This window comes from Enterobacter sp. AC1, from assembly GCF_050434705.1.
GTDB classification, from domain to species: domain Bacteria; phylum Pseudomonadota; class Gammaproteobacteria; order Enterobacterales; family Enterobacteriaceae; genus Enterobacter; species Enterobacter cloacae_L.
The window spans coordinates 922,258-934,666 of the sequence record NZ_JBNDIZ010000001.1; the positions used below are offsets into that span (position 1 = coordinate 922,258).

Annotated in this window: 15 protein-coding genes and 2 tRNA genes; 9 read left to right on the plus strand and 8 right to left on the minus strand. The window is 56.9% G+C overall.

Features of this window, described 5'->3' with window-relative positions; all coding sequences use genetic code 11:
* Positions 1 to 16: 16 nt before the first annotated feature.
* The gene (locus tag M2433_RS04390) at positions 17 to 658 is read right to left on the minus strand and encodes a riboflavin synthase (RefSeq protein WP_047348807.1); all 642 of its coding nucleotides are present in this window, start codon (positions 656 to 658) and stop codon (positions 17 to 19) included.
* Between the two features lie 225 nt (positions 659 to 883).
* Between M2433_RS04390 and mdtK the strand changes: the two genes are divergently transcribed.
* The 4 genes from mdtK to M2433_RS04410 all read left to right on the plus strand — a co-directional run bounded on the left by mdtK (position 884) and on the right by M2433_RS04410 (position 4,282).
* Positions 884 to 2,257 carry an MdtK family multidrug efflux MATE transporter gene (gene mdtK / locus M2433_RS04395; protein ID WP_429053023.1) on the plus strand — a complete coding sequence of 458 codons (1,374 nt, stop codon included), beginning with the start codon at positions 884 to 886 and terminating at the stop codon, positions 2,255 to 2,257.
* A gap of 153 nt (positions 2,258 to 2,410) precedes the next feature.
* Positions 2,411 to 2,487: transfer RNA gene (locus tag M2433_RS04400), tRNA-Val, on the plus strand.
* Between the two features lie 4 nt (positions 2,488 to 2,491).
* Positions 2,492 to 2,568: transfer RNA gene (locus M2433_RS04405), tRNA-Val, on the plus strand.
* A 118-nt stretch (positions 2,569 to 2,686) separates the two neighbouring features.
* Positions 2,687 to 4,282 (plus strand): FAD-NAD(P)-binding protein, encoded by a 1,596-nt coding sequence (locus M2433_RS04410; RefSeq protein WP_429053024.1) that lies wholly within the window; start codon positions 2,687 to 2,689, stop codon positions 4,280 to 4,282.
* A 28-nt stretch (positions 4,283 to 4,310) separates the two neighbouring features.
* Here the strand turns inward: M2433_RS04410 and M2433_RS04415 are convergent, their stop codons facing one another.
* Positions 4,311 to 4,946, minus strand: coding sequence for a carbonic anhydrase (locus tag M2433_RS04415; RefSeq protein WP_429053025.1), 636 nt, complete (start codon positions 4,944 to 4,946; stop codon positions 4,311 to 4,313).
* Between the two features lie 72 nt (positions 4,947 to 5,018).
* Positions 5,019 to 5,801: an MBL fold metallo-hydrolase gene (locus tag M2433_RS04420; RefSeq protein ID WP_429053026.1), complete on the minus strand. Its 783-nt coding sequence runs from the start codon at positions 5,799 to 5,801 to the stop codon at positions 5,019 to 5,021.
* 125 nt (positions 5,802 to 5,926) lie between these two features.
* Here M2433_RS04420 and M2433_RS04425 point away from each other — a divergent pair, with 125 nt between their 5' ends.
* Positions 5,927 to 6,067, plus strand: a complete 141-nt coding sequence (locus M2433_RS04425) for a hypothetical protein (protein WP_003857665.1) — start codon at positions 5,927 to 5,929, stop codon at positions 6,065 to 6,067.
* Between the two features lie 36 nt (positions 6,068 to 6,103).
* Here M2433_RS04425 and M2433_RS04430 read toward each other — a convergent pair whose 3' ends face one another.
* The 4 genes from M2433_RS04430 to M2433_RS04445 all read right to left on the minus strand — a co-directional run bounded on the left by M2433_RS04430 (position 6,104) and on the right by M2433_RS04445 (position 8,878).
* Positions 6,104 to 6,583: a GlcG/HbpS family heme-binding protein gene (locus M2433_RS04430; RefSeq protein ID WP_429053027.1), complete on the minus strand. Its 480-nt coding sequence runs from the start codon at positions 6,581 to 6,583 to the stop codon at positions 6,104 to 6,106.
* Between the two features lie 90 nt (positions 6,584 to 6,673).
* Positions 6,674 to 7,285, minus strand: coding sequence for a response regulator transcription factor (locus M2433_RS04435; protein WP_429053028.1), 612 nt, complete (start codon positions 7,283 to 7,285; stop codon positions 6,674 to 6,676).
* Positions 7,278 to 8,603 carry a sensor histidine kinase gene (locus M2433_RS04440; RefSeq protein ID WP_429053029.1) on the minus strand — a complete coding sequence of 442 codons (1,326 nt, stop codon included), beginning with the start codon at positions 8,601 to 8,603 and terminating at the stop codon, positions 7,278 to 7,280. The genes M2433_RS04435 and M2433_RS04440 overlap by 8 nt, the downstream gene beginning before the upstream one ends.
* 107 nt (positions 8,604 to 8,710) lie before the next feature.
* Complete coding sequence (locus tag M2433_RS04445; RefSeq protein WP_014831607.1) at positions 8,711 to 8,878, minus strand: hypothetical protein; 168 nt, start codon at positions 8,876 to 8,878, stop codon at positions 8,711 to 8,713.
* Positions 8,879 to 9,123: 245 nt separating this feature from the next.
* Between M2433_RS04445 and M2433_RS04450 the strand changes: the two genes are divergently transcribed.
* From M2433_RS04450 to M2433_RS04465, 4 genes are read left to right on the plus strand one after another with little or no spacing between them, the layout of a single operon-like run.
* Positions 9,124 to 9,954, plus strand: a complete 831-nt coding sequence (locus tag M2433_RS04450) for an ABC transporter substrate-binding protein (protein WP_165587303.1) — start codon at positions 9,124 to 9,126, stop codon at positions 9,952 to 9,954.
* Between the two features lies 1 nt (position 9,955).
* Positions 9,956 to 10,771, plus strand: a complete 816-nt coding sequence (locus M2433_RS04455; protein WP_429053030.1) for an amino acid ABC transporter ATP-binding protein — start codon at positions 9,956 to 9,958, stop codon at positions 10,769 to 10,771.
* The gene (locus tag M2433_RS04460) at positions 10,771 to 11,547 is read left to right on the plus strand and encodes an amino acid ABC transporter permease (protein ID WP_429053031.1); all 777 of its coding nucleotides are present in this window, start codon (positions 10,771 to 10,773) and stop codon (positions 11,545 to 11,547) included. Before M2433_RS04455 ends, M2433_RS04460 begins: the two co-directional genes overlap by 1 nt.
* Positions 11,531 to 12,217 (plus strand): amino acid ABC transporter permease, encoded by a 687-nt coding sequence (locus M2433_RS04465; protein ID WP_429053032.1) that lies wholly within the window; start codon positions 11,531 to 11,533, stop codon positions 12,215 to 12,217. The genes M2433_RS04460 and M2433_RS04465 overlap by 17 nt, the downstream gene beginning before the upstream one ends.
* Here M2433_RS04465 and fumD read toward each other — a convergent pair.
* Positions 12,198 to 12,407 carry a fumarate hydratase FumD gene (fumD, locus tag M2433_RS04470; protein WP_008500615.1) on the minus strand — a complete coding sequence of 70 codons (210 nt, stop codon included), beginning with the start codon at positions 12,405 to 12,407 and terminating at the stop codon, positions 12,198 to 12,200. The two genes, M2433_RS04465 and fumD, sit on opposite strands and share 20 nt — an antisense overlap.
* Positions 12,408 to 12,409: the final 2 nt, after the last annotated feature.

The following is a 12,409-nucleotide window of genomic DNA, read 5'->3' on the forward strand; positions in this document are numbered from 1 at the left end:
AACCGGGGTTGTTTTTTTATTCTTCTTCGACGGTCTTTATTATTGCGGCTTCTTTTGCTGCCAGCACGCGCTCGACCGTATCGACCACCGCCTGTGTTTGCGGATCGATTTCGATATTCACGCGATGCCCCAGTTTTTTCGCACCCAGCGTGGTGCGCTGCAGCGTTTCAGGAATTAAGTGCACGCAAAAACGCGTTGGCGTTACTTCCCCCACCGTCAGGCTAATCCCATCGATGCCAATAAATCCTTTATAGAGGATGTATTTCATTAATGAAGGATCCTGCATTTTAAACCAGATTTGACGGTTATTTTCCGAGGTCACGATTTTCGCCACTTCCGCGGTGGTCATGATGTGCCCGGACATCAGATGGCCGCCAATCTCATCGCTGAACTTCGCCGCCCGCTCAACGTTGACGGTATCCCCCACCACCAGCTCGCCCAGGTTGGTGATGCGCAGCGTCTCTTTCATTAAATCAAAGCTGATCTGGTTGCCGTTAATTTCGGTTACTGTCAGACAGCAGCCGTTGTGGGCAATCGACGCGCCGGTTTCAATGCCCTCAAGCATATATTCCGGCAGCTCGACAACATGAGTACGGAAATTAGGTTTTTCATCAATGGACACCACTTTGGCGGTGCCCTGCACAATACCAGTAAACATGCTTACAACTCCTGTTTTTTCCGGACGGTGATGACACCGTTTAATCCCACCACAATAACAGTTGGAAAAACAGGTTGCCAGCGGAGCGCATTTTCTGGCGATTTTTTCACTAGATAAATAGCTAAAGCCCGCTACAATAGCTGGCACCCCCCTGCATTTTCTTCTTGCTGCCCGTTTCGGCGGCTTTTTTAATCTCTCAAATAACTACAAAATAAAGGTGTTCACGTGCAGAAGTACATGAATGAAGCGCGCCAGTTATTGGCACTGGCTATACCAGTGATCATCGCGCAAGTGGCCCAGACCGCAATGGGATTTGTGGATACGGTAATGGCAGGTGGCTACAGCGCCACCGATATGGCGGCCGTGGCTATCGGCACGTCAATCTGGCTTCCGGCCATCCTGTTCGGCCACGGTCTGCTGCTCGCGCTCACGCCTGTTATCGCCCAGCTCAACGGCTCGGGGCGCCGTGAACGCATTGCCCATCAGGTTCGTCAGGGCTTCTGGCTGGCAGGGTTTGTCTCCGTGCTGATTATGGTCGTGCTCTGGAACGCGGGTCATATCATTCGCGCTATGCATAATATTGACCCGGCACTGGCTGATAAAGCCGTAGGATATCTTCGCGCCCTGCTCTGGGGTGCGCCAGGCTACCTCTTTTTCCAGGTGGCGCGTAACCAGTGTGAAGGTCTGGCGAAAACCAAGCCCGGGATGGTAATGGGCTTTATTGGTCTACTGGTCAATATTCCGGTTAACTATATCTTTATTTACGGTCATTTCGGGATGCCGGAGCTTGGCGGCGTCGGCTGCGGCGTGGCGACGGCAGCCGTATACTGGGTGATGTTCTTCTCCATGCTCACCTTTGTGAAGCGCGCCCGTTCAATGCGCGATATTCGTAACGAGAACAGATTTAGCACACCGGACTGGAACATCATGACGCGCCTGGTGCAGTTAGGGCTGCCTATCGCGCTGGCGCTGTTCTTCGAAGTGACCCTCTTTGCCGTGGTCGCCCTGCTGGTCTCCCCGCTGGGCATTATTGATGTCGCGGGCCACCAGATTGCGCTGAACTTCAGTTCCCTGATGTTCGTCCTGCCGATGTCGCTGGCCGCGGCGGTGACGATTCGCGTAGGGTTCCGTCTGGGCCAGGGGTCAACGCTGGATGCGCAAACGGCCGCCCGGACCGGGCTGGGCGTCGGCGTCTGCATGGCCGTCTGTACGGCGCTCTTTACCGTTGCATTACGCGAGCAGATTGCGCTGCTCTATAACGACAATCCGGAAGTCGTCACGCTGGCGTCGCACCTGATGCTGCTGGCCGCGATTTACCAGATTTCTGACTCCATCCAGGTGATTGGTAGCGGCGTGCTGCGCGGATATAAAGACACGCGCTCGATCTTCTTTATCACCTTCATCGCCTACTGGGTGCTAGGTCTGCCGACTGGCTACATCCTGGCACTGACCGATCTGGTGGTGGATCGCATGGGTCCGGCTGGGTTCTGGATGGGCTTTATCATCGGCCTGACGTCGGCGGCGATTATGATGATGATGCGAATGCGCTTCCTGCAGCGCCAGCCGTCAACGGTCATTTTGCAACGCGCTGCACGTTAAATACGCAGTAGCCGCCAGCCGGCGGCTACTTTCTCTTCACTTTGCGCGGTAATAAAGCAATCGCGTGAAATCAGAGAGAAAAATGCATTTTCCCTCTTGCCTCATTGGGGCTGTGCCGCTAATATTCGTCCCCGTTGTCACCGACAACACGTTGCGTTCATAGCTCAGTTGGTTAGAGCACCACCTTGACATGGTGGGGGTCGTTGGTTCGAGTCCAATTGAACGCACCATTCTGCGTCCGTAGCTCAGTTGGTTAGAGCACCACCTTGACATGGTGGGGGTCGGTGGTTCGAGTCCACTCGGACGCACCATTTCAGTCCTGAAATGGTGCAAATCCTCTTCTGATATCCTGAATTTTCCTAATCCCCCATTTTCATTACTGTTCTCCTGCTACGCTTTCCTCATGGAAAAAAGAGAGGAAAACCGTCGATGAAGAAAATCGCCATTATCGGTTCCGGCCCTACAGGGATTTACACCTTTTACGCACTGCTTAAAAACTCCCAGCCGCTTTCGGTCTCCGTCTTTGAACAGGCTGAGGAAGCGGGCGTGGGTATGCCCTACAACGATGACGATAACTCTCGTCTGATGCTGGCGAACATCGCCAGCATTGAAATCCCGCCACTGTTTATGACCTACCTCGACTGGCTCAGGGGCCAGAGCGACGCTCATCTGGCGCGTTTTAACGTTGATAAAGCCCGTTTGCATGACCGGCAGTTCCTGCCCCGGCTCCTGCTGGGTGAGTATTTTCGCGACAGCTTTCGCTCAATCGTTGAAGAGGCTAAAAAGCGGGGGTTTCAGGTTGATATCCATGAATCCGCCCGCGTGACCGACATCATGCCCTCAGAGGCTGGCGTCACGCTTGCAGTCAACGACATCGCCTTTCCTGAACGCTTTGACCTCGCGGTTATCGCCACCGGACACGTCTGGCCCGACGAGGACGAAGCCACCCGCGCGTTCTTCCCAAGCCCGTGGTCCGGCCTAATGGACGCCAGCATTCCTCCGTGCCGCGTCGGCATCATGGGCACATCGTTGAGCGGTCTCGACGCGGCCATGGCGGTGGTGATGCAGCACGGCGCGTTTCGCGACGATAAATTCGTGCTGGATAAAGGCAGCGAGGCATTAAACATTGTCCTGATGTCCCGAACGGGCATTCTGCCAGAAGCCGATTTTTACTGCCCTATCCCTTATGAACCATTATCGGTATTGACCGAACGCGCGGCTGAAAGCGAGATTGCCAAAGGATCGGATGGCCTGCTCGACCGCATCTTTACCCTGATGGTCAAAGAGCTCCAGCTCGCTGACCCGGCGTGGTGTGAGAAAATGTCTCTGCACGGGCTGACTGCGGACAGCATTCGCGAGGCCTGGTTTGAGGATCGTAAACGGCACGGCCCCTTTACCTGGGCGCAAGAGAATCTCAACGAGGTTGAGCGGAACAAGCGCGAGCGGCGCACCGTGGCCTGGCGCTATACCGTGCTTCGGCTGCATGAAGTGGTTCAGGAGATCGTGCCCCATCTTAGCGAACGAGACGCGAAACGCTTCAAACAGGGGCTGGCGCGGGTATTTATCGACAACTACGCGGCCATTCCTCCGCAGTCTATCCGCAGGCTTCTTGCTCTTCGCGAAGCCGGCATCATTAGTGTGGCTGCGCTCGGCGACGATTACACGCTTGACGTTGGCAGTGACCGGACGGTGATAACCACTCAAGAGACAGTTTACCGTTTCGACGTGTTTATTGACGCGCGCGGGCAAAAGCCGCTCAAAACGAAAGATCTGCCCTTCCCGACGCTGCGCAAACAGCTGGAAACAACGGGCGAAGAAATACCCGACATCGGCGAGGATTACACCTTAAAAGCGCCTGAAACCGTTCGCGGACGCATCGCCTTCGGTGCGATACCGTGGCTGATGCACGATCGTCCCTTCGTTCAGGGGCTGGCGGAGTGCGCTGAGATTGCAGAGGCGATGGCGAAAGCGGCAGAAAAACCCGCCTCGGGGTTACGGCGAAGATTGCCGTACAGCGAGAGCTGACAGGGCGTCCATGCCCTGCTGGTGCTGATTACTCGAAGTAGACTTCCGGGTTTTCAGACAGGGAGACGAAGGTTTTCGTCGCTTTATCCAGCGCAAGGATTTTGCCGCTTTCAATGTCGTACACCCAACCGTGCAGGCGGATGGCGTTATTGCGCAGGCCAACCGCAACGGACGGATGGGTCTTAATGTTGCTCAGCTGCGCAAACACGTTCTCCTGCACCATCGCATTGACCTTATCGATTGGCTTATCCCAGGTTTTCTTCTCCACCACGGCTTTTGCCGCGTCGGAATAGCGCAGCCAGTGCGACACAGCCGGCATTGGCTCCAGATTGGCGTTATCGGCAATCGCCTTCATCGCCCCGCAGTTGGAGTGTCCGCAAATCACAATATCCGTTACGCCCAGCGCCACAACGGCGTATTCGATAGTGGCAGACACGCCGCCAGGCTCCGGCCCGAAAGGCGGCACGATGTTGCCAGCATTACGAATGACAAAGAGTTGTCCCGGCTCTTGCTGGGTGACCAGCTCCGGTACCAGGCGGCTGTCGGAGCAAGAGATGAACAGCGCTTTGGGATTCTGGCTGGACGCTAAACTGCGGAAGAGTTCTTTACGTTGCGGGAAAATCTCTTTTTGAAAGCTGAGAAAACCTTCAATGATATGTTGCATAGCAATGTCTCTTTTATCTGTTTTAGTTTAGGCATGATCGAGATCACACTCGTAAAGTTTACCCATCGTGGTTTACTTCAGACAAGCAATATATTTCTGGCCCGACCGCTGCACGATCTCGTCCGCGTTCCCCAGGATGTTCTGCCCTTCGAACGCGCCGTACAGGCGTGCAAACGTTTTGCCTTCAAGATGACTCACAACCGACGCCACGGTGCGCGCCGGCAGCGGAAGATAATTCGGATAGCTCCACATAAACGAAACGGCGTCTTTGCCGGGCGTGACCTGCAGGATATCCCCCACCAGCAATACCCCTTCCCCCTCCTGCCAGTGCAGTACCGTTCCGCCGGCAAAATGCCCGCCGAGGCGCAGCAGGGTGACCGACGGGAAAATCTCCAGCACATCCCCGTGCCAGAAGTGAATGGCCGGGCTGTCGCGCATGACCCACTCCCTGTCGCTGGCGTGCAGATACACCGGCGCATCAAACGCCGCGGCCCAAGTCTGCATGGTGGTGTAATAGTGCGGATGCGAAATCGCAATCGCGCTGATGCCGCCGAGCGCGGTGATGAGCGTTTTAGTGGCGGGGTCGAGGTTAGCAATACAGTCCCAGAGAATATTGCCGTGGGGCGTTTGCAGGAGCAGCGCCCGCTGGTTGATAGCAAACGCGGGGACCGTTTTAATAGCGAACAGCCGCGGCTCCAGCTGCTGCCATTTGTTGCTATGCGTGGCGGTTACGGTGTCGAAATCCGTCCATGCGTGGCCCGTAGCGGGCACATACTGGCGTTCATCCTCGCAAATCGGGCACCTGTCCGGCTGGGCCTCATAGGCGGTTCCGCAGGTTTTACAGAGTGTAATCATGGGCTCTCCTCAGCAATAAAGCACTGAGTATGGCAGGGATTATCGTTATGTGCTGCGAGGTACATTGCTGGCTTTTTTTGCCCTATACTGTGCCAGAATCACATACTGAACAGAGCAGGTGCCACATGGAAATTGATCTCGATAACTTAGTCTTTAACGGTCTGGATGAAGCCGAAGAGCGTAATGCGGAACGTCTGGACGATGCGGACAAAAAAGCGCAGGCGATTGTCGCCGACGACGACTGCGGCGATGCCTGCAAGATCTGATAAAAAAGCACCGGGAAACCGGTGCTTTTTTTTAAGTTACTTTTTGAGCCCGTCAATGGCTGCCTGCGCGCAGGCTTCATCAAGATGACCGCCCGGCGCGCCGCCGATACCAATCGCGCCGATCGTCTCATCGCCCTCTTTCACCGGCAGGCCACCCGCCAGCAGCAGGAAGCCTGGAATGTCACGCATGTTTTGCGCACCGGCGTTGCTCTGTGCCGCTTCCATCACTTTCCCTGACGCATTCTTGGCGCTGAGCGCCGTGAAGGCTTTCATCTCACTGGCTTTAACCGTATGCGGGCCGGCATTGTCCGTGCGCTGTACCGCTTTTACCACGCCTGCCCGGTCAACCACGGTGACCGTCACCTGATAATTTTTTGCCGTACACGCCTGGATAGCGGACGTCGCCAGCGCGTTCGCCTGGGCCAGTGAGAGATTCTTTTGACTCAGCGTATCGGCCTGCGCCGCCTGGCTCAGGCTGCCCGCGGCCAGTGCCGCAACCATCATTAATTTTTTCATCGCACGTCCTCGCGTGTTGGTAGACAGAGCAGAGGTTACTCAGCCGCGCGATAAAAGGTAATTCGGTTGATTACGCACTCATCCTGGTAGTTATACGGATTGCAATTTGTCGTATTCCCGGATCGCCTGGACCAGGCTACTGACGCCAAGCTTGGTAAACGCCGCCGCGCGGTGCGCTTCCACCGTTCGCGGCGAAAGGTTCAGCCGTGCAGCCGCCTCCTTGTTGCTGAGCCCTTTCATCAGTTCGCCCAGCACTTCATGTTCCCGGGCGGTCAGCTGTGCAAAACGCGCCTTAACCCGGGACGTTTCCTGCCAGTCGGCAAAGCGGCGCTGGCTTTCTCCGAAGGCCTGACCCACCGTTTCGATAAGCGTGTCGGCATCCAGCGGCTTGGTGAAAAACTCAAAGACGCCGTTATGGAAGGCCCGACGGCAGGCGTCAACGGTGCCGTGTCCGGTCATGATAATCACCGGCAGCAGGGGCCAGGGCCAGCTGCCCTCTTCCAGCCAGGCGAGCCCGCCTTTGCCCGGCATGCGCATGTCCAGCAGCATACAGCCCACCAGCGCCGTATCCCCAGCATGGGCAGCGATAAAGGCATCGACGCTTGCAAACGTTTTGACCGGCCAGCCCATCCCCGAAAGCAAAAACGCCATCGACTCTCTGATGGATTCATCATCATCAATCAGCCAGACTGTTTTATCCATGCTTCGCCTCCTTTCCGTGCGCCAGCTGTAGTCGGATCTGCGCCCCGCCCTGCGGGGCGTTACCCAGCGTAATCGAGCCGTTCATACGCGTCATCAATGACTCCGTTAAGGTCATCCCCAGACCGATACCCACTTCTCTGCCGCTATAAAACGGCATGAAGGCATTCTGTAACGCCTCAGGGCTAAAGCCCGGGCCGCCGTCGGTGACGGTGATCAGGACGCCGCTCTCGTTCTTTTGACTCTCAATTTTTACCCAACCGGCAGTGTCCGGCTGCTGGGCCTGAATGGCATTGCTGAGCAGATTATGCAGCACCTGTTCCAGCCAGAGAGGGTCAGCCAGCACCGTCGTTGCTTCCGGGGCAAACGCATGGCTGACCATAATATGTTCGGCCCTGCGCTCGTGCTCAAGCAGGTTCACCACCTGCAGCCAGCAGTGCACCAGATCGGTTTCCCGCAGGATCACCTTCTCCTGCACAACGTGTTCGCGAAAACGGGTCAGCAAGGCGCTAATACGCTGCGTTTGCGTCAGTGCGGCCGCCAGCGCCTGCGACACGGCCTGCCCGTTGCCCTGCTGCAGCTGGCGCTGCGCGCCCTGGATCCACGTCTGCGCGGCGGTAAGCGGCTGGTTTATCTCATGCACAATTCCAGCGGTGATCTCCCCCAGGGTATTAAGCCTGGCATGCTGATAATAGAGCGCCCTTTGTTCGGCCTCCTTCCGCGCTCTACGCTGCCAGAGCACCACGCTCGCCAGCGCAATCACGATCCCCCATCCGGTAAAAATCAAGGGATATATAAACGCGTTAACGCCGAACCAGGCCGGCCGTGCATCGGCCTCCAGCGTAAAAGGCTGAGTATGCTGCGGGAAGGTGCGTTGCCAGTGCCAGAAGGCATCAGACGCCTGCTCGTCACCGTTCGGCATAAAGCGGATCCCGAGGTGATTGAAAGGATGATGGGCGTTCAGGATCGGGCCGAGGTCTACCAGCACGCGGATTTGACGCCAGGGGTTGTAAAGCCAGTACTGCATCTCGTGGGCAGGCTCAACCCGCGGCGCATTAAGCGCGCGTCCGGTGGTCTTTTCCAGGGCAAGCAGCTGGGGGAATTTTTTACGCAGGACGGCAATATCTTCATCGCCGTTCAGAAGCGGCAGTACGGATTCATTTTGCGTCAGTACCGCGCTTAGTTCAGCGAAGATCGCCGCGAACTCGCGGTCGTGCTCCCAGAACTGGCGGCGAATTTGTTCGGCGTAGAGCAGCACGCCGCTGATGAGGCAGACTATCGTCCAGGCAATAATGCCGCGCTTGAGAAAAGGGTTCTTCATTCCGTTAACTGAGCAGACTCAACTATCTGTCGACATTAACAGCTATCCGCAGTCAGAACAAAATTCAGCACACCTCGTTCCAGTACATTTCGCGCGTGCGGCGCAATTCAGCGTGACGTTTTATCATGGAACCACTCCGGATCAATGTTGGCAACGTCTACGCCATACAGGCTGGCGACAGGCAGGATTGACTCAAGAACACGTTGCGCGCTGTTCTCCGCATTCACTGGTCGGGTCGCAAAAAACCGCCGTAACGTGCTGATCCATTTTTTCATCGTCTCAACCTCTCTCGCTTAACCTGTCCTCAGTTAAACACCCAATGTCCGCGCAAGGGAAATACCAAAATCCACTGTCGATGTGCAGGATTTGCAAATAGCATCCCGCTCTTTTCACGCTTCATTAACACATTGTTCACTAATGCTTTTTTGCTAATAACAAAGAACGATTTCTTATTTGGCGATAGCTTTCGCTTATGGGAGCGTAGCGGGGTAAAACAAAAACAACGGGATGGCGTATGACTATGGCAGCAAATATGAAAGGGTTTACAAAACGGACACTGGTTCTGGGATTGCTGGCGGCCGGGAGCCTGCTTTCAGCGCAGGCGCAGGCCGATCAGCTGGCGGATATTAAGGCCGCAGGGGTGGTGAAAGTGGCCACGTTTGACGCCAACCCGCCGTTTGGCTCGATTGATGCCAAAACGCACGAGATCGTGGGCTACGACGTGGATTTCGCCAACGCGCTGGCAAAATCGCTCGGCGTGAAGCTTGAGCTGGTCGCCACCAATCCGGCCAACCGCATTCCGCTGCTGCAGTCCGGAAAAGCAGATCTGATCGTGGCCGATATCACCATCACGCCGGAACGCGCGCAGGTGATTGATTTCTCGACGCCTTACTTTGTCACCGGCCAGCAGTTCCTGGTTCCGGCAAAATCTCCGGATAAGCTTGATGACTACAGCCGGGCGCGCATTGGCGCGGTAAAAGGCACCACGGGTGAACAGGCGCTGCACCAGCGTTTCCCGCAGTCCCGCGTGCTCTCGTATGACGATATTCCGCTGGCGCTGACGGCGCTGCGCAACGGCAACGTGCAGGCCATTACCCAGGACAGCACCATTCTGGCCGGTCTGCTGGCGCAGGCGCCGGACAAAGCGAACTTCAAAATTCTGCCCGACCTGCTGAGCAAAGAAGAGATTGGCGTCGGGGTGAAAAAAGGTGAAACGGCGCTGCTGAAAGCCGTCAACGATGAGCTGGTCAACCTCGAGAAGAACGGCCAGGCGGCAAAAATCTACGACGTCTGGTTTGGTCCAGGCACCCCTGCCCCACAGCCTCGCGCCTTTAAAATAGAAGCTAAGTAATATGCTCTCAGGTTTATTTTCACACTCCGCGGCCGGTGCCGCGGATTTTTCACATCTGGAACAGGCCTGCGTCGAGTTTCGTCATGTGGACAAACGCTACGGTGACCATCAGGTTTTAAACGACATTAACCTCACCATTACGCCCGGTGAAGTGGTGGCCATCCTCGGCCCTTCGGGCTCCGGTAAATCCACCCTGATTCGTCTGATAAACCAGCTTGAAACCCTGAGCGGCGGGGAGATTCTGGTCGACAACAAGCCTACCCGAAAGCTTTCCGGTACCGGGCTGCGCCAGCTGCGAAGCCGCGTGGGGTTTGTGTTCCAGCAGTTCAATCTTTACGCCCATCTGACCGCCAGCCAGAACATCACCCTGGCGCTGGAGCACGTTCACGGCTGGAAGCCGCAACCGGCACGGGAGCGCGCGCTGGCCCTGCTGGAGAAGGTTGGGATGCTGGAAAAAGCCCACCATTTCCCGGCAGAACTTTCCGGTGGACAGCAGCAGCGCGTAGCGATTGCCCGCGCCCTGGCCTCTTCATCGCAGATAATCCTCTTTGATGAACCCACCTCCGCGCTGGATCCGGAGATGATTGGTGAAGTGCTGTTTGTGATGAAAGCCCTCGCCCACAGCGGGATCACGATGATTGTGGTGACCCATGAGATGCAGTTCGCCCGGGAAATTGCCGACCGGGTCGTCTTTATCGACGGGGGGCAAATTCTGGAAGTTGCGCCGCCGGCGCAATTCTTCAGTCGGCCCTCGCATCCGCGCGCGCAGCGGTTCCTGCAAAAGGTGCTGAACCCGCTGCATCAGGAGCATCTCTGATGCCCGCGCTCGACTGGCAGGGAGTGCTGACCGGACAGCCTCTGCAGTGGATCCTCTCCGGATTTCTCACCACCCTGTGGGTGACGCTCGCGGGGGTTATGCTGGCCAGCCTGCTCGCACTGCTCTTTTTGCTCCTGCGCCTTGCCGGCGGACGCGTCGGGAACGCGGTCGTCAGCGGCTGGGTATCTTTGTTTCGCAATACCCCGCTGCTGGTCCAGCTGCTGTTCTGGTATTTTGCCGCCTGGAACGGACTGCCGCAGGCGTTTCGCGACGCGGTGAACGCGGATCACAGCTGGTCAATTCTGCCCGGCGACGTCTGGTGGTTTACGCCCGAATTTCTCTGTTCGGCCTGGGGGTTGGGCGTTTTTACCTCGGCGTTTTTAATCGAAGAAGTGGAATCAGGATTGCGTTCTGTTCCGGCCGGGCAGCACGAGGCGGCGCTCGCCCAGGGTTTCTCCGCGTGGCGTCTGTTTCGTGACATCCTTCTGCCGCAGGGGCTGGCCAACGCCTGGCAGCCCGTTGTGGGGCAGTATCTTAATCTGATGAAGCTCTCCTCGCTCGCCAGCGGGATTGGCTTCGCCGAGCTGACCTATCAGGTCAGGCAGATTGAAAGCTATAACGCGCACGCGCTGGAGGCATTTACCCTCGGTACTGCACTCTATCTCCTGACCGGTCTGGCGATGGGGATGGTGCTGGTTCGCATCGGACCTCAAGCGAAACGTAAGCGCCCGATCGTCGTCACCTCAGGGAGTGAGAAACATGATTGCCGGACTTAATGTCATCACGGATAACCTCGACTATCTGCTGTGGGGACGCGCGGCAGCCGGTGAACCGGGTGGCGTATTGCTCTCGTTGATGATGGCGGCTGGCGCAGCGGTCATCGCCCTGCCCGGCGGCGTTGCGCTCGCGTGCCTGTCCTGGCGCTTTACCGGGCTCGTGCGAAAAGCCCTCTTTTTGTGGGCAGAGCTGATTCGCGGTATCCCGCTTATCTTCGTGATTTTCTGGATGTGGTATCTTCTGCCGCTTATCACCGGAGGAGACATGCCGGGAGCGCTGACCGTCACGCTGGCCCTGGCCTGGTTTACGGCGGCAACCGTTATGCACTCGGTGCTGTCCGGGCTTAACGCGCTACCGTCCGGGCAGTACGAGGCCGCGCTGTCACAGGGATTCAGCACCCAGCAAACGCTGTGGCGCGTGCTGCTCCCGCAGGCGCTGAGGAATATTCTGCCGTCGCTGGTAGGGATTTTTATCAGCCTGCTGAAGGATACGTCGCTGGCGTTTATCGTGAACGTTCCTGAACTGACCACGGTGGCGGGACAGGTCAACAACCGGGTGCAAATTTACCCGGCGGCCATTTTTATCTTTACGGGTGTGGTCTACTACCTGCTCTGCTGCTCGCTCGAGCAGCTTGCGAAGCGCTGGCGCATTACCCGGCCAGCGCTTTAACCACCGTTTCCATCGCTTCGGTTGTCAATTCACTGCGCTTAACGCGCTGGTTCGCCAGCGCGGTACGCAGTACCCCGGCAATGACAATATGCTTTGGTTCCTGCCCTAAATCACGCATCTCAAGCACGACCTTCCCGACCACCCGGCACATCTCCTGGTACAGCGCTTCATCTTTGGTCACGTTACCCATCG

What these genes read in the sequence shown, in the direction of transcription:
- M2433_RS04445 (WP_014831607.1), bottom strand. Translation starts at nt 8,878, where the DNA reads ATGAAAAAATGGATCAGCACGTTACGGCGGTTTTTTGCGACCCGACCA.
- M2433_RS04465 (WP_429053032.1), top strand. Translation starts at nt 11,531, where the DNA reads ATGATTGCCGGACTTAATGTCATCACGGATAACCTCGACTATCTGCTG.
- M2433_RS04450 (WP_165587303.1), top strand. Translation starts at nt 9,124, where the DNA reads ATGGCAGCAAATATGAAAGGGTTTACAAAACGGACACTGGTTCTGGGA.
- M2433_RS04420 (WP_429053026.1), bottom strand. Translation starts at nt 5,801, where the DNA reads ATGATTACACTCTGTAAAACCTGCGGAACCGCCTATGAGGCCCAGCCG.
- M2433_RS04415 (WP_429053025.1), bottom strand. Translation starts at nt 4,946, where the DNA reads ATGCAACATATCATTGAAGGTTTTCTCAGCTTTCAAAAAGAGATTTTC.
- M2433_RS04440 (WP_429053029.1), bottom strand. Translation starts at nt 8,603, where the DNA reads ATGAAGAACCCTTTTCTCAAGCGCGGCATTATTGCCTGGACGATAGTC.
- M2433_RS04460 (WP_429053031.1), top strand. Translation starts at nt 10,771, where the DNA reads ATGCCCGCGCTCGACTGGCAGGGAGTGCTGACCGGACAGCCTCTGCAG.
- M2433_RS04425 (WP_003857665.1), top strand. Translation starts at nt 5,927, where the DNA reads ATGGAAATTGATCTCGATAACTTAGTCTTTAACGGTCTGGATGAAGCC.
- M2433_RS04455 (WP_429053030.1), top strand. Translation starts at nt 9,956, where the DNA reads ATGCTCTCAGGTTTATTTTCACACTCCGCGGCCGGTGCCGCGGATTTT.
- fumD (WP_008500615.1), bottom strand. Translation starts at nt 12,407, where the DNA reads ATGGGTAACGTGACCAAAGATGAAGCGCTGTACCAGGAGATGTGCCGG.
- M2433_RS04410 (WP_429053024.1), top strand. Translation starts at nt 2,687, where the DNA reads ATGAAGAAAATCGCCATTATCGGTTCCGGCCCTACAGGGATTTACACC.
- M2433_RS04390 (WP_047348807.1), bottom strand. Translation starts at nt 658, where the DNA reads ATGTTTACTGGTATTGTGCAGGGCACCGCCAAAGTGGTGTCCATTGAT.
- M2433_RS04430 (WP_429053027.1), bottom strand. Translation starts at nt 6,583, where the DNA reads ATGAAAAAATTAATGATGGTTGCGGCACTGGCCGCGGGCAGCCTGAGC.
- M2433_RS04435 (WP_429053028.1), bottom strand. Translation starts at nt 7,285, where the DNA reads ATGGATAAAACAGTCTGGCTGATTGATGATGATGAATCCATCAGAGAG.